At 62.3% G+C, this 19,029-nt stretch carries 13 protein-coding genes and 1 pseudogene; 9 read left to right on the top strand and 5 right to left on the bottom strand.

All coding sequences use genetic code 11. The features are described from left to right. Positions 1–200 precede the first annotated feature (200 nt). The 4 genes from JMY28_RS32490 (at position 201) to JMY28_RS32475 (ending at position 6,625) form a co-directional block, all read left to right on the top strand. Positions 201–3,473: an efflux RND transporter permease subunit gene (locus JMY28_RS32490; protein ID WP_201699983.1), complete on the top strand. Its 3,273-nt coding sequence runs from the start codon at positions 201–203 to the stop codon at positions 3,471–3,473. Beyond that, entirely contained in the window at positions 3,463–4,680 is a 1,218-nt protein-coding gene (locus tag JMY28_RS32485) for an efflux RND transporter periplasmic adaptor subunit (protein ID WP_201699982.1), read from the top strand. Before JMY28_RS32490 ends, JMY28_RS32485 begins: the two co-directional genes overlap by 11 nt. Next, a complete protein-coding gene (locus JMY28_RS32480; protein WP_201699981.1) occupies positions 4,673–6,127 on the top strand; it encodes an efflux transporter outer membrane subunit in 1,455 nt (484 codons plus the stop codon). Before JMY28_RS32485 ends, JMY28_RS32480 begins: the two co-directional genes overlap by 8 nt. 216 nt (positions 6,128–6,343) lie before the next feature. Further along, entirely contained in the window at positions 6,344–6,625 is a 282-nt protein-coding gene (locus JMY28_RS32475; RefSeq protein ID WP_201699980.1) for a DUF4148 domain-containing protein, read from the top strand. Positions 6,626–6,763: 138 nt separating this feature from the next. Here JMY28_RS32475 and JMY28_RS32470 read toward each other — a convergent pair whose 3' ends face one another. The 5 genes from JMY28_RS32470 to JMY28_RS32450 form a co-directional block, all read right to left on the bottom strand. Then, positions 6,764–7,492 (bottom strand): response regulator transcription factor, encoded by a 729-nt coding sequence (locus tag JMY28_RS32470; RefSeq protein ID WP_201699979.1) that lies wholly within the window; start codon positions 7,490–7,492, stop codon positions 6,764–6,766. A gap of 33 nt (positions 7,493–7,525) precedes the next feature. Further along, entirely contained in the window at positions 7,526–8,956 is a 1,431-nt protein-coding gene (locus JMY28_RS32465) for a HAMP domain-containing sensor histidine kinase (RefSeq protein WP_236597141.1), read from the bottom strand. A 6-nt stretch (positions 8,957–8,962) separates the two neighbouring features. Beyond that, on the bottom strand, positions 8,963–9,637 hold the full coding sequence (locus tag JMY28_RS32460; protein WP_201700069.1) for a response regulator transcription factor: 675 nt from the start codon (positions 9,635–9,637) through the stop codon (positions 8,963–8,965). A gap of 151 nt (positions 9,638–9,788) precedes the next feature. Continuing rightward, complete coding sequence (locus JMY28_RS32455; RefSeq protein WP_201699978.1) at positions 9,789–10,487, bottom strand: winged helix-turn-helix transcriptional regulator; 699 nt, start codon at positions 10,485–10,487, stop codon at positions 9,789–9,791. A 3-nt stretch (positions 10,488–10,490) separates the two neighbouring features. Further along, a complete protein-coding gene (locus JMY28_RS32450; RefSeq protein WP_201699977.1) occupies positions 10,491–11,972 on the bottom strand; it encodes a sensor histidine kinase in 1,482 nt (493 codons plus the stop codon). A 433-nt stretch (positions 11,973–12,405) separates the two neighbouring features. On the opposite strand from JMY28_RS32450, the gene JMY28_RS32445 reads away from it, so the two are divergent. The 5 genes and pseudogenes from JMY28_RS32445 to JMY28_RS32425 form a co-directional block, all read left to right on the top strand. After that, a complete protein-coding gene (locus JMY28_RS32445; protein ID WP_201699976.1) occupies positions 12,406–12,720 on the top strand; it encodes a DUF4148 domain-containing protein in 315 nt (104 codons plus the stop codon). 1,508 nt (positions 12,721–14,228) lie between these two features. Continuing rightward, the gene (locus JMY28_RS32440; protein WP_201699975.1) at positions 14,229–15,602 is read left to right on the top strand and encodes a replication initiation protein; all 1,374 of its coding nucleotides are present in this window, start codon (positions 14,229–14,231) and stop codon (positions 15,600–15,602) included. Positions 15,603–16,574: 972 nt separating this feature from the next. Continuing rightward, entirely contained in the window at positions 16,575–17,264 is a 690-nt protein-coding gene (gene parA / locus JMY28_RS32435) for a ParA family partition ATPase (RefSeq protein WP_201699974.1), read from the top strand. Then, entirely contained in the window at positions 17,254–18,291 is a 1,038-nt protein-coding gene (locus JMY28_RS32430; RefSeq protein WP_201699973.1) for a ParB/RepB/Spo0J family partition protein, read from the top strand. Before parA ends, JMY28_RS32430 begins: the two co-directional genes overlap by 11 nt. A 516-nt stretch (positions 18,292–18,807) precedes the next feature. After that, positions 18,808–19,029, top strand: a pseudogene (locus JMY28_RS32425) (threonine ammonia-lyase, biosynthetic); the annotation flags it as partial.

The following is a 19,029-nucleotide window of genomic DNA, read 5'->3' as shown; positions in this document are numbered from 1 at the left end:
AATTCTCAACCTTGCCGCCGTTCTCCCTGCTTCGTTTCATTTCGCAGTCCTTCAATTTTCATGAGATCGGCGCGCAGCTAAATTTTTTTTCATTTGCCTGGCTCCCGCGTGTTAGGACGCGGCCGACACAATACCGGCGTCGGCTGCCCCACGCGTGGCGCGCAGCTTGGCTGCCGATATCCTGAACGGAGCCCCATCTGATGCTGAAAATCGTCCGGCTAGCCTTGAACCGTCCGTATACGTTCATCGTGCTGGCCCTCCTGATCCTGATCGCGGGCCCGCTCGCAGCGTTACGCACGCCTACCGATATCTTTCCCGACATCCGCATCCCCGTCATCAGTGTCGTGTGGAATTACGCGGGCCTGCAGCCCGACGACATGGCGGGCCGCATCGTCAGTTACTACGAGCGCACGCTCGGCACCACCGTCAACGACGTGGCGCATATCGAGTCGCAGTCGTTTCGCGGTTACGGCGTAGTCAAAATCTTCTTCCAGCCGACGGTCGATATCCGCACGGCCACCGCGCAGGTCACTTCGGTTTCGCAGACGGTGCTCAAGCAGATGCCGCCCGGCACCACGCCGCCGCAGATTCTCAACTACAACGCGTCTACGGTGCCAGTGCTGCAACTCGCGCTCACGAGCAACACGCTCGACGAGCAGAAGCTCGCCGACTACGCGACCAACTTCATCCGGCCGCAACTGCTTTCCGTGGCGGGCGTCGCGATTCCCACGCCCTACGGCGGGAAGGTGCGCGAGGTGCAGATCGACCTCGACCCGCAAGCGCTGCAGGCGAAGAAGCTTTCGGCGCAAGACGTGGCTACAGCACTTGCGCAACAGAACCAGATTATTCCCGCCGGCACGCAGAAAATCGGCCGCTATGAATATAACGTACGCCTGAACAACAGCCCGCTGACGATCGACCAGCTCAACGCGCTGCCCATCAAGACCGTGGATGGCACGGTAATCTCTATGCGCGATGTGGCCCACGTTCGCGACGGCTATCCGCCGCAATCGAATATCGTGCGCGTGGACGGCCACCGCGCCGTGCTCATGAGCATCATGAAGAACGGCTCGGCTTCGACGCTCGACATCATTGCCGGCGTGAAAGCGAAGCTGCCGCTCATCGAGCAGTCATTGCCGCCTGGACTCAAGCTCGTTGCACTCTCCGACCAGTCGGTGTTCGTGAAAGGCGCCGTGAGTGGTGTCGCGCGCGAAGGCTTGATTGCAGCCGCGCTGACCTCGGCAATGATCCTGCTCTTTCTCGGCAGCTGGCGCTCGACGCTCATCATCGCCGCCTCGATTCCGCTCGCCGTGCTCGCCGCAATCGCAGGGCTCGCAGCGTGCGGCGAAACGCTCAACGTAATGACGCTGGGCGGTCTCGCGCTCGCGGTGGGCATCCTCGTTGACGACGCGACGGTCACGATCGAAAACATCAACTGGCACCTCGAGCAAGGCAAGGACGTGCGCAGCGCGATTCTCGACGGCGCCGCGCAAATCGTCATGCCGGCACTCGTTTCGCTGCTTTGCATTTGCATCGTGTTTGTGCCAATGCTGCTGCTCGACGGCATTGCGCGCTTCCTGTTCGTGCCGATGGCCGAGGCCGTGATCTTCGCGATGATCGCCTCGTTCGTGCTCTCGCGCACCTTCGTGCCGATGATGGCCCGCTACTTGCTCAAACCGCACGCTTCGCAAGGTCACGCTTCGGGCGAACTGGCCGCCGTCATGGCGCCGCATGGTGTGCACAACTCCATGCCGCGCACGCGCAATCCGCTCGTGCTGTTTCAACGTCGTTTCGAACGACGCTTCGAGCGCGTGCGCGCGGGCTATCGCGTCGTGCTCGGACTCGCGCTCACGAACCGGCGGCGCTTTGTCGTGGGGTTTCTCGCTATCGTCGCGCTCTCATTCGCGCTCACGCCGTTCCTTGGACGAAACTTCTTCCCCGATATCGATTCCGGCGAAATTGCCCTGCACGTGCGCGCGCCCATCGGCACGCGCGTGGAGGAAACCGCCGATCTGTTCGACCATATCGAAGACACCGTTCGCGAGGCCATTCCGCCCGAGCAGCTCACGAGCGTGATCGACAATATCGGACTGCCAAACAGCGGCATCAACCTGACTTACAACAACAGCGGCACAATCGGGCCGCAGGATGGCGACATCCTGATTTCGCTCGCCAGGTCACACGCGCCCACCGCGCAATATGTGCACGAACTGCGTACAGAACTGCCGCGCCGCTTTCCGGGCACGACGTTCTCCTTCCTGCCCGCCGATATCGTGAGCCAGATTCTCAACTTCGGTTCGCCCGCGCCGATCGACGTGCAGGTGAGCGGTCCGAACCAGGCTGCAAACAAGGTCTATGCGAATGAACTGCTGCATAAGATCGCGAGGATTCCCGGCATTGCCGACCCACGCATCCAGCAGGCATCAACTTATCCGCAACTGACGGTTGCCGTTGACCGTTCGCGAGCCGACGAACTCGGCATTACCGAGCAGGATGTGACCAACTCCGTGGTGGCGAGCCTGTCCGGCACGAGCCAGGTGTCGCCCACTTACTGGCTCAATCCGAAGAATGGCGTGTCCTACCCCATCGTCGCGCAAACGCCGCAGTACCGCATGACCACGCTTTCCGACCTGCGGAATCTGCCGGTCACGGGCAAGAGCGGCAGCTCGCAGATTCTTGGCGGCATCGCCACGATTACACGTGGCGTGAGCGATGCCGTCGTTTCGCACTACAACATCGAACCGCTCTACGACATCTACGCGAGCACGCAGGGCCTCGATCTGGGCGCCGTCTCCTCGCAGATCAACAAGGTGATTCACGCGAGCGCCAAGGACTTGCCGAAGGGTTCGACTGTCACCATGCGCGGCCAGGTGCAGACCATGAACAGCGCGTTCACGGGTCTTCTGCTCGGGCTTGCCGGTGCAGTGGGGCTCATCTATCTCCTGATCGTCGTGAACTTCCACTCGTGGAGCGATGCGTTCGTGATCGTGAGCGCCCTGCCCGCCGCGCTTGCCGGCATCGTCTGGATGCTTTTCACCACGCACACGCCGCTCTCCGTACCCGCGCTCACAGGCGCGATTCTCTGCATGGGCGTGGCGACCGCGAACAGCATTCTCGTGGTGTCGTTCGCACGCGAGCGTCTAGCCGTCACCGGCGACCCCATGCGCGCCGCGCTCGAAGCGGGTTTCACGCGCTTTCGCCCCGTGCTCATGACGGCGCTCGCGATGATCATCGGCATGGCGCCGATGGCGCTCGGCATGGGCGACGGCGGCGAGCAGAACGCGCCGCTCGGCCGCGCCGTGATCGGTGGTCTGCTCTGCGCGACCTGCGCGACGCTGCTGTTCGTGCCCGTGGTGTTCAGCCTCGTGCACAAGCGCCAGAACGGCAAACGCGGCCACCATGGCGATAGTCAGCAAACCGAATCATCTACGGATCAACCTGCCCTCGAATCGGGAGAAGCCCATGTCTACTGAAATCGACATCGCCTCGCCGCAGCCGCTGCGTCATCTGAAATCCACCGCGGCGATCGCGCTCATGGTCGCGGCCGGCATCGTGTCCGGCGGCATATTCAGCCGTGTTCACGCGCACCAGGAACTCGCCACGTGGACCGACGCGCAGGCCATTCCCACCGTTGCCACCGTGCAGCCGCAAGCGAGCCCGGCATCGGAGCCGCTCGTGCTGCCGGGGCGCCTCGCCGCCTACATCAACGCGCCCATCTATGCGCGCGTGTCAGGCTATCTGCACGCGTGGTACGCCGATATCGGCACACATGTAAAGGCGGGCCAGTTGCTCGGCGTGATCGACACCCCCGACCTCGACCAGCAGTTGCAGCAGGCGCGCGCCGATCTGCAGAACTCCGTCGCCAACGAAAAGCTCGCCGCCACCACGGCGAAGCGCTGGACCGAGATGCTCAAGCAGGACTCGGTCTCGCAGCAGGAGGCCGACGAGAAAACCTCCGACCTGATCGCGAAGCAGGCCACGGTGGAGGCAAACGAGGCCAACGTGCGGCGGCTCGAGGCGCTCGAGTCGTTCAAGCGCATCACGGCGCCGTTCGACGGCGTCGTCACCGCGCGCAAGACCGACGTGGGCGCGCTGATCGACGCGGGCAGCGGCAGCGGCCCCGATCTGTTCACGGTCTCGGACGCGAGCCAGCTGCGCGTGTACGTGAGCGTGCCGCAAAGCGACGCCGCCTCGATCAAGCCTGGCATGCACGCGACGCTCACCGTGCCCGAGCGCCCCGGCGTGAAGTTCGACGCGAAGCTCGTGGACACCGACCAGTCGATCTCGCCCGCTTCGGGCACGATGCTCGTGCAGCTCGCCGTGGACAACAAGCAGGGCCTGCTCTTCCCCGGCGAGTACACCGAAGTCCATCTCGCGATGCCGGGCGATTCACACGCGCTCTTCGTGCCCGCGAGCGCGCTGATCTTCCGCGCGCATGGTATGCAGATCGCCGTCGCCAACGCTCATCAGCACGTGCAGTTGCGCGACGTGACGATCGGCACCGACCTCGGCACGCGCGTGGAGATTACGGCCGGCCTGCACGCGGGCGAGCGTGTGATCGACAATCCGCCGGATTCGCTCGCGAGCGGCGACCTCGTGCGCGTCGCCTCCGCCAACGGGGGAGGCGCGCAATCGACGCAAACGGCAGCCGTGCACGACGCGGAGCGTGCGCATGGTTAAGCCGTCTGCGCGTGTGCAACCGTTGCGCGCCGTTGCGCTTGCAGCGGCCCTGCTGCTCTCCGCGTGCTCATTCGCGCCCCCGTATCACGCGCCCGCCACCACCATTCCCACGCACTTCAAGGAAGCAGGCGACTGGCAGACGGCGCGCCCCGCCGACCAGCTTCCGCGCGACGGGTGGTGGCGCGCGTTCGACGACCCCGTGTTGAATCAGCTCGAGCCGCAGGTTGCGAAGGCGAATCCGAACGTCGCCGCCGCGCTCGCCCGTCACGACGAAGCCGATGCGCTCGTCAGTGAGGCGCGCTCCGCGTTGTTGCCGACCGTAGGCGCAGAAGCGAACGTCTCGCGCGAGCGCCAGTCGGCGCTGCGTCCGCTGCGCGGCTCGGATCAGCCGAACGTGTACAACTCGAACACGCTCGACGTGGGGATCGGCTACGACCTCGACCTATGGGGCAAGGTGCGCAACGAGGTGAAGGCCGGCGAGGCGTCGAGCGCAGCCAGCGAGGCCGACATCGCTTCGCTGCAACTGAGCCTGCAAGCGAAGCTCGCCACCACGTGGTTCGACCTGCTCGGACTCGACCAGCAGTCGAAGCTGCTCGACGACACCATCGCCGCCTATCGTCATGCGCTGGATCTGACCGAGAGTCGCCATCGCGGCGGCATCGCGTCTTCGCTCGACGTCTCGCGCGCAAGAACGCAGCTCGCCTCGGCGCAGGCCGCGGCGGACGACGTGAGCGCGCGCCGCGCGCTCTACGAGCACGCCATTGCCACGCTCATCGGCGTGCCGGCCTCGCAGTTCAACGTCGCGCCGGACACGATCCGCCCGCATTTGCCGAATCTGCCCGGGGGACTGCCATCGGCGCTCCTGCAGCGGCGGCCCGACATCGCCGCCGCAGAGCGGCGCGTAGCCGCCTCCAACGCGCAGATCGGTGTGGCGAAGGCCGCGTTCTTCCCCGATCTTTCGCTCGGGCTGGACGGCGGCTTCCAGAGCGACACGTTCTCGCCCTGGATCGTCGCGCCCAACGAGATGTGGTCCATCGGTCCCACACTCATGATGACGGTCTTCGACGGCGGCCGCCGCGCGGCGGTCGTGCGCGGCGCGCAGGCAAAGCTCGCCGAAAACGGTGCGCAGTACAAGGCCACGGTACTCAATGCCTTCCAGCAGGTCGAGGACAACCTGGCGCTGCTGCACCATCTCGGCGACGAAGCGCAGCGCGAAGACGAGGCGCTCACGGCGGCGCAGCGCACCCTTACGCTCTCGATGTCGCGCTACCGCGACGGCGTGGTGAGCTACCTCGACGTCGTGACGGCGCAAACGACCGAACTCTCCACGCAGATTGCCTCGCTGGAACTGGACACACGGCGCCTCGCCGCCACCGTGGGCCTCATACAGGCGATCGGCGGCGGGTGGAGCACGCAGGACCTGCATGAGGACAAGGCGGCTTCCTGAGCGCATCTGAAGCGGCCGTCGCCGCTTTTATGATCACTCGAACCCCGCCCAGACGCGGGGTTTTTCTTTTCGCCGAATCGTCTCAGGCTGATAAACATTTCTTCATGGTTCTGCATCGGGTTCGATATGGTGACCTAACTATTCTGCTCATACCGGGATGCGATTTATCGCATTCGCTAACCGGCTAACCGATCTCACTCCTGGAGGAATAGTCACATGAAGGCTCTCATGATCATCGCGGCGCTCGCCGGTGTCGTTGCCACCACGTCCGCTTTTGCGCAAACCTCGGCACCGACGGCCGGCACGCAGGCCAGCCAGCCCGCCGCCACCCAGGTCGCATCGAACGACGCGGCCCCCACGGTTGCGCCCGGTGGATGGGTACCCCCTTATGGGCAAGCGGTGCACGAAAAGACGCGCGCCGAGGTGTACCACGAGCTCGTTCAGGCGGAACAGGACGGTCAGCTTGCGTACCTGAACTCCACGCTTTACGCACACTGAGCACGACAGGCGGGGCTTTCCGGGCACAAGCGAACGGCACGCGCTCAGCGTGCCGTTCGCTTTTCAATGTTAACAAACGCATGCGTCCGGTTCCGGATAGGTAACCGGTTCCCACAACCGGTTACCTCAGCGCGCGTCTCAATCGAACGTGGGCCACGTCAGTTGATAGCCGTATCGGCTGATGGTTTCGATGCGCACTTCCATGCCCTGGCACGCGAGCTTGCGCCGCAGCCGCGAAACGACGAGGTTGACGGTCGATGCGTCGAGATCGTCCTTCTCGGGCCACGCGTAGCGAATCATCTGATCACGCGGCACGGGTACGTTGGTCTGACGCAGCAGGCATTCGACAAGCAGGTACTCGCGACGCGTGAGCTCCGCGCGGCGCGCGCCCTCCACGAACTCGCGCGTGCCCGCATCGAGTTGTGGCGCGTTCTGGACGCTCTGGGCGCCGTTCGCGGCCTGCGCAGGCACCCCACCCTGCACGCCGCCACCGCATGCCGCCGTGGTGCGCAATAGCGCGTGCATGCGCTCGTGCATCTCGATGAACGAGAACGGATAGCGAAAGCACGCGTCGGCGCCCGCGCGCAGCACCTTCGAGCGCTCGCTCGCGCTCGCTTCGATACCGAGCACGGCGATGATCGTCGGCCCGGCGGTGACCTTGGAGAGTCCGGGAAGGATGCCGTACAGCCCGGGCAGCAGCGCGCCGTCGAGTGCCATGACGATCACCGCATCGAATGGCTCTTCGCCAGCAACGAACAGGCCGTCGCGCAGGTCTTCCGCGCGCTGCAGACTATGCGCGCTTTCCTGCAGGGCCTTCTGAAGCCAGGCGCCTTCGGCGTGATTCCGGGAGATGAGTAGTATGCGCATGAATGCGGGTGCCCGACGGCTGATCCGAAGATGTCAGGCGAGCGAGCGCGGCCAGCATTCCACGCTCATGCGCGTACCGGCGCCGCCCGGCTCCTCGCGCGCCAGTTCTTGCGCGTCGTCGATGCGCAGCGTGAAGTCGTGAACACGCATCACGGCAGCCACGATGGAAAGCCCCAGGCCCGAGCCGGCGACATGACGTACCGCCTCGCCGCGATAGAAGCGCTGCAGGACCGCAGCGCGCTCGCCAGGAGGAATGCCGGGACCGTTGTCCGCCACTTCGAGCAAGGGGCCAAGCGGCGTGGAGCGCAGCGTGACGCTCACCACGCCGCCTTGCGGCGCGAACTTGATGGCGTTGTCGATGAGATTGTTGAACGCCTCGAAAAGCAGAGCGCGGTCGCCGTGAATCTCGGCGACGGGCTCGGCCGTGATGCGCCATTCGAGTTCACGGCTCTCGGCGAGCGGCTCGTAGAGGTCGGCGAGTTCCTGCACCAGTTCGTGCAAGTCGACGGTCGCAAAGCCGCCGCGCCTTTGCAGCGTGCCGATTTCGGAAATGCGCAGCATGGCCCGGAAACGTTCGAGCAGTTGCCCGGTTTCGGTGCGCGCCTGATCGAGCAGCACCGCACCGGCGGTGTCGCCGCGCACACTCTCGCGCTCGGCCACGCGCGCGAGCAGCGTGTGCAAATGCACGAGCGGCGTGCGCAGATCGTGCGCGATCCCGTCGCAAGCGCCCTTCACTTCACCCATCAGCCGCTCCACTTCGTCCAGCATGTGATTCACCAGATGGGCGAGCATGTCGAGCTCGTCGTCGCCGCCCACAGGCAGGCGCCGATCGAGGTCGCCGCGCGCGATGCATTCGGTCACGCGGCGGATTTCGCGCACGCGGCGGATCTGGCGCATGCCGAGCACGAGACCGCCTGCCGCGGCGCCGAGCAATGCGAGCACGGCACCTGCCGCGAGCGTGCGCACCATGATCTTGCGAATGCGCAGCACGCTCGTCATGTCACGCGCGACGACGAGGCGCATGCCGCTAGGGCGCACCTCGCCCATCGCGCGGACCACAGGCGATACATCGCGGTCGAGCAGCTTCAGCGTATGGGCATGCGTGCTGCCCTCGCGCGTATAGGTGAGGTGAGGCGGCGGCGCTAGCAGATCGCCCGCGACGTAACGGCCGTCACTCGTAAAGAGTCCGTAGTAATTTACATGCAGGTGCTCGTGTTCGAGCCGCTGATAGATCGCGTCGGGCAGTTGCGCATCGGGGATCGAGTCGAAATAGATGAGCTGCCAGCCCATGATCGTGTCGGCGTCGCGCTCGATCGTGGTGCTAGCGGTCCACGCAATGAAACCGACCAGCAGCGTGAGAAAGACGCCGAACAGCGCCGTGTAGGCGCACAGCCAGCGGAACGTCGTGGTGTGCCAGCGCCTGCGCAATTGCGCGGAAGCGGCAGAAGATGAACGGCTCGACAAAGCGGATTATCCGAGAATGTAGCCGGAGCCGCGCACGGTCTGAATGAGCGGCGGCACGCCCGGCGGATCGATTTTCTTGCGCAGGCGGCCCATATGCACGTCGATCAGGTTGGTGCCCGGATCGAAGTGGTAGCCCCATACGGCTTCGAACAGCATGGTGCGTGTGATGGTCTTGCCTGCGTGGCGCATCATGAATTCGAGCACGCGATACTCGGTGGGCAGCAGCACGACCTCTTCGCCGTCGCGGCGCACCTTGCGCGAAATGAGGTCGAGTTCGAGCGGCCCCACGCGCAGCGCGGTCTCGCGCGCGACGCTCGCGGCCTGGCGGCGGCGAAGCAGCACTTCGAGGCGCGCGGTGAGTTCTTCGGGGTCGAAAGGCTTGGTGAGGTAGTCGTCGCCGCCCGCGCGCAGGCCGCGCACGCGTTCATCTACGTCGCCGAGCGCGCTCAACATCAGCACCGGCGTCTGAATGCCGATCGTGCGCATGGCCGTGAGGATCGAGAGACCGTCCACGCCCGGCAGCATGCGGTCGAGCGTAATGGCATCGTATTCGTCGCTCATCGCGCGCGCCATACCGTCGCGGCCGTTGTCGACCCATTCGACGGCAAAGCCGCGCTGCGTCAGCTCGCTGACGATCTCGTTGGCTGTGACGGCATCGTCCTCTACGGTCAAAACGCGCACCTGACTCATCTTTCTCGCACTCCGTCGCGCCGCCGGCACAACTATTCAAGAGCCTCGAGTTTACCGTTGCGCCCGCGGCGCGCCGCGATTCCTTTCATGAAATTAAATTTAAGGGTGCAACGGCAATACGGGCTCGCGCGCCCTTCGGCGCTTACATAGCTATTACACCGACGATTGGCTGACGCATGTGCAGGTCGAGTTGATAGCCATAGCGATTCACCGTCTCGACGCTCGCATGCGCGCCGTGCGACGCGAGTTTGCGCCGCAGACGCGAGACGACGAGGTTCACGCTCGACGGTTCAACGTCGGCCTTGTCGGGCCACGCATAGCGGATCAGATGCTCGCGCGCGACGGGCGCGCCCGCGTGGCGCAGGAGGCATTCGACGAGCAGATACTCGCGCGTGGTGAGCGGCACGCGCCGAATGCCTTCCACGAGGTCGCGTGTGGATGGGTCGAGGCGCACGAACGGCGCGCTCGCGTGAACGAGCGCGCCGCGGCGTAGCGCAAGCATGCGCTCCTGGATCTCCAGAATGGACCAGGGCTGCACGAAGCAGGCATCGGCACCGGCGCGCAGAAGGCGCGCGCAGTCCGCGGGTGTCGCGCGCGCGAGCGCAACGACGATCGCAGGCGCGTCGGGCAAACGCGTGAAGGCCGCGAGCGCGGTGGCGATGTCGTCATGCGCCTCAGGGCCGGCCGCGCAGAGGAACACCGTATCGAACGGCTCCTGCGACGCGAGATACACGGCGTATTCGACGTTGTCCGCAACCTCGACGCTGTTCAGGCTCTCGCTCAGCGCCTTGTACAGGTAACTTCGCTCGGTCGTCGAGGACGAGCACAGCAGGAGTCTCATCGATCACGGGCCCGCTTGGGTGTGCTGCGCTCGATGCGTCCAGCAGTCGATCGTGACGACCGTCCCAGGATTCGCCTCACCAATGGCAACGCGAAAGTCGTGCAGCCGCATGATCGCCGAGACGATGCCGAGCCCGAGGCCGGTGCCCGGGAGGTGACGGGTTCGCTCGCTGCGATAGAAGCGCCGCAGCACCGCGGCGCATTCGCCAGGCGCGATGCCGGGTCCGTTGTCGGCGATGACGAGTTGCGGTCCACGCGAGCCAGCGCGCAACGCGACCTGCACTGCGCCACCGCGCGGCGTGAATTTGATGGCGTTGTCGAGCAGGTTGCTCAACGCTTCGAAGAGCAGCGCGCGGTCGGCGTGAATGGGTTCGACCGGCTCCACGGCGACGTGCATGTCAACGGCCTTTTCCTCGGCAAGCGGCGCATAGAGTTCGCATAGCTCGTGCGCGAGATCGGGCAGCGTGACGCTCGAGAAGCCGCGCTGGCGATCCATCGCACCGATTTCCGAAATACGCAGGAGTGCAGAGAAACGATTGAGCACGGCGTCGGCCTCCCCTCGCGCGCCAACGAGAACGTCGGCGAGGAGCGCCTCGCCGCGCTGCTCCATGGCTTCGGCCGCGTGCGAGAGACGCAGGCGCAATCGTGTGAGCGGTGTGCGCAGGTCGTGGGCGATACCGTCGCATGCGCTTTTCACCTCCCCCATCAGGCGCTCGACTTCGTCGAGCATGCGGTTCACGAGATACGCGAGCATGTCGAGTTCGTCGCGGCCGGCTACCGGCAGTCGCATCGCGAGGTCGCCGTTCGCGATACAGCGTGTGGCGCGTTTGATCTGCGCGACGCGTCGGATCTGCCGCATGCTGAGCACGAGTCCGGCGCACAGGCTGCCAGTGAGGCACAAGAGGCCGCCGCCGAACAACGCCTTCAGCAGTTCGTCACGAACGTGGCGCACATCTGAGAGCGTGCGCGCGACGACGAGGCGCGCGCCATCGGGCCGAATCTCGCCCATGGCGCGCAGGGACGATTGCACGGAGCCGGGTTCGAACTGGAGCGTCTGGCCGCGGGAGTGCTCGTGTGATTGGCCATAGTGTGCCAGCGCAAGACCGGTGGGCATGACGCGGATATCGCCGGCGAGGCAGCGCCCGTCCGGAGCGAACAGGCCGTAAAAGTTGTCGCGCCGGTCCGCACGCGTGAGGCGCGCTTCGATCGCGCTGGCGAGGCTCGCGTCGCTGCGCGAATCGAAGTACCGCAGTTGCCAGCGCAGGCCGCTGTCGGTCTCCCGCATCATCGCGCGCGTCACGGAGTACTCGATAACGCCAAGCAGCGCCATGAACGCAAGCGAGAAGATCGCGGCGTATGCGGTGAACCAGCGGAACGTGGTCGTTTGCCAGTGGTCGCGGCCAATGTCCCGCACGTTCGGCGCCGCACGCGACGACGCCGGAACGAACAGGTTACGCCCGAGCGCGATCCAGGCGGGCAGGTTCATCGTGCGCCTCGCGTGCCGGTTGCCAAGTCGTACAAGGCCGGCACACGTGCGGCCGCGCTGCGTGCGCGCGCTGCTTTCTCGCTGACTGACATCGCTACCCCCAATGGCAATGAATGGTCGGCCCAGCGACTCACTGCCGAACCAGCAAACGCGGATGCGCTTGTGCCCGGTCATCATAGTGGCGTGCCCTCAACCCAACGGCATCACGGCAATGAAGAGCGCGTCATCTTCTTACTGCTGCGTGACGCGCGCCTGTCATTTTGTCAATTCGTGCGTACGCGAGGTCTCGCGTCACGCGCGCGTGGGGTGGATGAACGTTCTGTCATTCGGCTGAGCCCGATTCAGCGTCAGCGCCTCCTTATCCTCGAATCCGCTTTTTCGCGCGTTCGCGCTTTTTCATTTCGTTGCGGGTTCATCAAAAGGAGGATTCATCATGAAGTCATGGCTGAAGTTCGTATGGGTACCGTTTGTGGGAGCGGTGAGCGTAAGCGCGGTCGCCGCGCCGCATCTGACACAGCAGGAATGTCACAGCTACCCGTTCGTCAAACCGGCCCGCGAGGTCACGCACGCGGATCTGATCCGGGAACTGAAAGAACTCGAGGCGGTGGGTTACGAGTCACACGCGGAAGACGAAGACTATCCGGCCGATATCGAAGCCGCCCAGCAACGTCTCGCCGATGTGTATCGTAGCGATTGCCTGCCGCAGCACACAACAGCCGCGGTGACCTTTCCCGCAAATTCAGACTGACATCGGGTCGCCCGATGTGCCGTAGGTCACCGGCATACGTTGTGCAGTGCACCTTAGCCGGGTTCTGTCGAACTTGATGTGGTCTCTCGGGTCCGGCCCATGTGGACCTTCGGCGGCTCCCATATTTGGTGACCTGAGTTGGGTAACCGGAAATGGGAGGAACGGTTGCTACACGAGTGCGTTTTGCAGGCGCCTCGCTCTCGCGACCCGGGTTGAGGGCGAGTCCGGGACCGGCGGGGCGCTTCGCGCCTGCGCTCCGCTTGGTTTCGGAGCCGTTCAATCGATCCCATAGGCAGTTACCTTGAACGACGAACTGCACCATAACCGGAGACCCTGTGAGCATTTCACTCATGAAATCAATGATCTAGCGCAGTATTTGCATGTCAAATATCAGGAATAGGGCGCTTAGGTAATGATCTATGGTCCGCGCAAGACCTTGATAGACGGGCTAGGTAACCAGGAATGGGGCCACGGAGGTTGGTGACCACTCACATGCATTAAGGTCCCCGGTTTTGGGAGACGTCTTTCTCATCGGACGCGTGTTTCAGTGTTTACCTTTTACGCTTTAACAACTTTAGTAAACCTTTAGGCGCCTCAAACCCTTACCAGGCAAGGCTTTGCGGCCGATTTGGTGGCGCCTTATGGGATTTGCGGTCCCGAGTATGGGAGTTTCGGGTTGTGGATATGGGACTTCGGTAGCCGGACATGGGGTTTACGGGTTGTGGATATGGGGGGAAGGTTGCCCGCTATGGGAAAAGGAGGCGTTTTGCCTTCAGGTCTCTGTTTATGGGAGCCAAGGAAGGTCTCCAGTTATGGGACGCTTTGCCTTGCGTGAGGGCGTTTTGCAGGGTTCCTCGGCCAGATGAAGGTAACCGTCCTTGGGAAGCGGCGTGGGTAACCAGCTATGGTGGCATTTCGGGAGAGAAATACCGGTGTCCTCAGGCCCGAATCCGGTCCCCCGCATGATTCCGTGCATGGGAATGAGCTCGCTGGAGCAAGGTAACAGCCTATGGGATCTGCTACGGGTCACCTGTTATGGGGGCAAGGGCTGATTTGCTAATAGCCAAAGGCGAATTTTGCGTCAGCATGGGTAGCCATTTGTGGGAGCCGCTTCAGGTCACCATTTATGGGCGCCATGAACGTGCCGACGCCTGGCGGATCAGATCCAGGCAACAACGCGGATAGCAACGCGAAAAATCCCATGGGCGGCTACCTATCGGGACTTAATTTGTAGAGTGAGTACTCACATTCGGCTTAAAGGTCACCGGCTATGGGATGGTTTTCAGGACGCGACAATACAAAGGTCACCAGTTATGGGTTCGCGCGCGGGATCTGCTCTGAGTGTTTCGGAGGGGTTCCCAGTGGCCATCGAGGCGGGAATTCTCCGGCTGTCAATGCTCTCGCCCTTGGGTGTCGTGCCGCGTCACGATTGCGTCTGCGGCCTTGAGTCACCTGATTGGTTGGTATACAGTTACCAACCGACCAGGTTCCCTTTCAACGTGGCTCATATGGCAAGAAAAAAGGCCGAAGCCGGCGACGCCGACAAACAAGGTGCACTCGTATTCCAGCAAGGCCAGCCGCCCGATCTGTTCCGCAAGGCTGTCCCGGCGATTCATATCGCACCGAAGTCTGGGTCGATCAGCCTGCAACAGCGCAAGATGTTCAGCTCGCTGATCAAGAACGCCATTCGCCAGGATTCGCTCGACCGCGGCCGCTCGTCGTTCGAGATCACGATCTCCGCCCTCTCCCAGGACGTCGATCTGAACAGCAACAACACCGAGTACGTCAAGGAAACGATCAACTCGCTTATCAGCACGGTCGTCAACTGGGACTACCTCACGCAGGACAAGCGCAGCATCTGGAAGGCGTCTGGATTGCTTGCCGGCGCCGAACTCGAGCGATCGGTATTGCGCTACACCTTCTCCGAACAGATTCGCGGCGAACTGCTCAATCCTGAGATCTACGCGATGATCGACATGCGCATCACGCGTCAGTTCAGGAAGGCGCATTCGCTCGCGCTGTGGGAAAACGTCGTCCGCTACGAGGCCGTGGGTGTGACCGCGCGCTTTCCGCTCGCGACGTTGCGTGACCTGATCCTTGGGCAAGATACTTCGGCGCAATCGTACAAGCTCTACAAGCAATTCAAGAGCCGTGTGCTGGTGCCCTGCATCAAGGAAGTGAACGAGATTTCGGATCACATGTTCGAGCTTATCGAGCACAAGGTGGGACGCTCGGTCGTCGCCCTGCAGTTCCGTGTGACGCGCAAGCCGGAGACCGATCCGTCGCAGGAACTGCGTGTAAACGAAACGCTGCTGATTGGCGAGATGTCGAAGTTCAGTATTCCGGTTTCCGAGGCGCGGCGCCTGCTCAAGCAGTATGGCGAAGCGAAGATTCGCACGGCGGTGGCATATACCGCGGCGCGCGTGGCACAGAAAAACGCAGCGCCGCTCGCGAATGTTGCGGCGTATTTCCGCAAGGCGCTGACGGAAGGCTACGAGTTGCCCGGTGCGAATGCCGCCGCGCCCGCCTCCGACGCGAACCGCGCGCGAGAGAGCCAGGATCAGGTGAAGGACCGCTATATCGCAGCGAAGATCAATGAGGCGCGCGCCTACTTCAATGAGCTCGAATACGACGACCAGACTGCGCTGATCAAGCGCTACAACGAGACGGTCGGCATGGACAAGCTCAAGGTGTCGACGGCGAAGGTGCCAAGCAAGATGGCATCGACGAACTTCTTCCGTTGGGTCGTGCTGGACACCTGGGGGCAACCGACTGCTGCCGACCTGCTCGAATTCCTGTTGAGTGGACAACAGGCGCCAGTGGGGGGCGATGGCCTACAGGCTGCGGAAATCGATCTTGCGTTGAAATCGCGGGACGAGTGACGGCGAACGAAGAAATGGGACGGCGGCTTCGGCCGCCGTTTTTTTGTGTGCGACGGGCGGTGAATATACGTGGTTTGCAAGCAAGGAAATTTGACTAAATATACCAACCTGGAAATCGTAGACAAATATATCTATCGAAGCGTCTACGCCTGAGAGAAGCGCTCGCTTTCTTCGTGATGCACCAGGTATCGGCTACGTGAGTGCATCCGAGTGATGTTCGTGCCTCGTCGCGCGGTGCTGCCGATGCTGATGCCGTTTTGTTGGTTTGCGCTGTTCGCGTTGATCTCCACGTGGAGAGTTGCTGCATCGAACGAACAAGAACCTGCGGGTTGGGCGGCATGCTCGTGATGGACAATACCCGCTTGCTTTTGCAGCCTGTGCGGGATGTCACCTGCTCATGCGTTAGCGCTCGTCCCGAATACCTATTGATGAATCTCCACGTGGAGATTCAATGATTTCACGTACCGGCCGAATGGCTATCCGTTCGGCCACTTCACGCGTACAGCACAGGCTGGCCTAATGCCGGCCAAGCCGAATTCTCCACGTAGAGATTGGCGCCCGGCTCCTCGATCCGTCCCATCGACCAGAAGATATCTCTCAACTCTCACGCAACTCGAATCTTCGACCTGCCGTCACGCGCGCATTACACGACTGTGCAAAGATGCTGCGATTCATCGGTCTGTGAGTTGGACTCCGCACCTTCAATGACATTCTGTGATCTCCACGTGGAGAGCGACTTCTCGTGTCGTTGAAACACCATAATCCAGCAAATCCGACCGATCACCATTGCATCGCGTTGTGCCCAATTCTTATCCACTCGGCCAATTGGTTGTGAACTGGCAACGTCTGAGACGGAAATCCTAGAATTTACTTTAAGTTACCGTTAGACTCCCGAGTGACTTGTTGGAGTCTCCACGTGGAGAGTGTGCCTGGGAGGCTTGTCCGCTGTTGAACAATTGCATGGAGAAACGAATGGGTCTCGTGATCGCCGTAGCGAACCAAAAAGGTGGGGTTGGCAAAACCACCACCAGCATGAATCTGGCTGGGGCATTTCAGGCTGAAGGCTATAAGGTCTATGTAGCCGATGCCGATGGTCAGCAATCTTGCATGAGTTGGTGTGCAGCGGCAGGTCCCGAAACGCCCCTGCCGTTCCGCGTCGGCAGCATTCATAAGCTCGAGAAGATGATTGGGCCAGAAGTCGCAGCGCTAGCGAACGACTATGACGTCGTCATCGTCGACTGCCCGCCCAATATCAACGACCTGACTACCGCGCGTGTTCTCGCCGTAGCCGACGCCACTGTCATTCCGACGGATGCGTCGCCGATCGACATCTGGAGTAGCGAAGGGATGATGGAGTTGGTCGAGCGCACTCGAGTCGCCAATCCGGCTGGAAAGTTCGCGATTTTGTTGAATAAATCTAATTCGAAGACGTTGCTGCACACGCAGATGAGCGCCATCCTCGCCGAAAGCAACGTCCGCGTGTTCTCGGCAACCATCAAGCAGCGAGAACTCTATCGCCAGACGGCAGCGCTTGGCCGCACCGTCTTCGATGTGCGCGGCGTGCGAGGGACGAAAGTCGCGAAGGACGAGATCAGCGCCGTCTACAACGAGATCATTGCGCTGGTTCAGGAGGAAGAAGAGGAGGTCATCGATGGCCGCTAAGCTGAATTTCACCAGCAAAGTGCGCGCGGGCATGGTTGCCGAGCGCGTTTCGGCTGGCGAACGCCTCGCCGAAGCCGATGTTGTCAATATCGCGCAACGCGACGCGGGTGCACCCAACGTCGCACTTGATCCCGCGGAGACGCCGGCCGCCCAGCCTGCCGAAATCGTCGAGGCACCGCTTTCGATGCATGCGGTTCGGAAAATTTCGGTCGAAGATGTCGTCTCCAATCCGTACAACCCGCGCGCGTTCTATAGCGCCGAGACGATCGACGAACTGGCCGAAAGCTTTGAGACGCAAGGACAGATCACGCCGATCCTGGTCACGAAACTCGCGGCGTTTCCCGGCCAATATGTGATCGTCGACGGCGAGCGCCGTATTCGCGCTGCGCGCTCGCGCGGCGACAAGTTCATCGATGCCGATGTCCGCGAGGGTCTCAACAACCAGAATCTGTACCTGCGCGCCTATCACGCGAACAAGGAGCGCGAGGAGCAGACGGTATTCGACGATGCGCTCGCGTGGAAGAAACTGCTCGACGATCGTGTCTACGTCGACCAGGTCGAGTTGGGGGTGGCCGTAGGCGAAGATCCGAAGCACATCAGCAAGGTGATTGCGCTCACGTCGCTGCCGCCCTATCTGCTGCAACGGATGGCGCAGAATCGCAAGGATGTAGGACTCGGGCACGCGTACAACATCAAGCTGATCTTCGACCGGGCAGGCGCCTCGGTCGCTGAGCATTGGCTTCAGCAGGTGATCGAAGGGAAGGCGAGCGTGCGCAAGCTCGAGGCGGCAGCTTCGGCTGAAGCGGGCGCACGCAGCGTGGGACCGCGCCGTACGCATTACCAGTCCCGTGTCCAATTCAATCGACCGGACGGCATCGCGTTGGGTGAACTGAAGCTGTTTGGCGACGGGCGCGCGGAGTTGAGCTTGAAGGGCATCGCGCCCGCCGATCAGCAGCGTCTGGCCGAACGCGTGAAGGCAGTCATCGAGCAGTGGGCCTCGGAAATGGACACATCTGAGGCGACCTGAGCGTCGAGAGTATTGGCTAACGGCAGCAGGGGAGGGCGTCGTCAGGCGCCCTTTTTCGTTGTTTCAGCTGTGCGGCCCATGCACGAAACGCAAGCGGGGTCGAATCCGTGAAACAGGCCTTAAGAAATGTGAGGCCAAATATAATCTTTTATAATCAAGTGGTTGGATTGTATTTTCTAGAATGTTTCACGAAACATGTTCACTGGAGCGCGGTTAAAGCGCGACTTTTGCGCGCCAGACTGTGAAGAAACCTACTTCAAACAAAAAACGTAGCAAATAAAACGTAATTTGTAGTGCATTGCGAAAGACACGATTGTTTGCAATTGACAACACCCGCCCCCCAGGTCATTCTTACAGCCATGAACTGCCGCCTTGTCACGATTGCGCTGATTATTCGCACCATTCAACGAATGGTGGGTTAGCGTACGTCTGGCAGCAGTGACAACAACCCGCCCCGAGAGGCGGGTTTTTTGTTTCCGCCTCCTGGCCAAAACGAAAGCGAGTACAGGAGCCGTCATGCAGGTGTATCAAAGTCGTCCCGCCGCCAAAGCCACCGAAGCCACCGAAGTCGTTGAAGCGACTGAATCCGCTCAGTCCCGTCGCGACGAAAACGACTACCTCCGGAAGATCCTCACCGCCCGCGTCTACGACGCCGCCCGCGAGACCGAACTCGAGCGTGCCCCGAACCTCTCGGCGCGCCTGCGCAACGCCGTGTTCCTCAAGCGCGAGGACAACCAG

It is taken from the genome of Paraburkholderia hiiakae (assembly GCF_904848665.1).
Taxonomy (GTDB): Bacteria; Pseudomonadota; Gammaproteobacteria; order Burkholderiales; family Burkholderiaceae; genus Paraburkholderia; species Paraburkholderia hiiakae.
This window is presented reverse-complemented; position numbering and strand designations above follow the sequence as displayed.

Bases quoted from the DNA above. Each gene is read 5' to 3' on its own strand.
- JMY28_RS32490 (WP_201699983.1), top strand. From the start codon at position 201: ATGCTGAAAATCGTCCGGCTAGCCTTGAACCGTCCGTATACGTTCATC.
- JMY28_RS32485 (WP_201699982.1), top strand. From the start codon at position 3,463: ATGTCTACTGAAATCGACATCGCCTCGCCGCAGCCGCTGCGTCATCTG.
- JMY28_RS32480 (WP_201699981.1), top strand. From the start codon at position 4,673: ATGGTTAAGCCGTCTGCGCGTGTGCAACCGTTGCGCGCCGTTGCGCTT.
- JMY28_RS32475 (WP_201699980.1), top strand. From the start codon at position 6,344: ATGAAGGCTCTCATGATCATCGCGGCGCTCGCCGGTGTCGTTGCCACC.
- JMY28_RS32470 (WP_201699979.1), bottom strand. From the start codon at position 7,492: ATGCGCATACTACTCATCTCCCGGAATCACGCCGAAGGCGCCTGGCTT.
- JMY28_RS32455 (WP_201699978.1), bottom strand. From the start codon at position 10,487: ATGAGACTCCTGCTGTGCTCGTCCTCGACGACCGAGCGAAGTTACCTG.
- JMY28_RS32450 (WP_201699977.1), bottom strand. From the start codon at position 11,972: ATGAACCTGCCCGCCTGGATCGCGCTCGGGCGTAACCTGTTCGTTCCG.
- JMY28_RS32445 (WP_201699976.1), top strand. From the start codon at position 12,406: ATGAAGTCATGGCTGAAGTTCGTATGGGTACCGTTTGTGGGAGCGGTG.
- JMY28_RS32440 (WP_201699975.1), top strand. From the start codon at position 14,229: ATGGCAAGAAAAAAGGCCGAAGCCGGCGACGCCGACAAACAAGGTGCA.
- parA (WP_201699974.1), top strand. From the start codon at position 16,575: ATGGGTCTCGTGATCGCCGTAGCGAACCAAAAAGGTGGGGTTGGCAAA.
- JMY28_RS32430 (WP_201699973.1), top strand. From the start codon at position 17,254: ATGGCCGCTAAGCTGAATTTCACCAGCAAAGTGCGCGCGGGCATGGTT.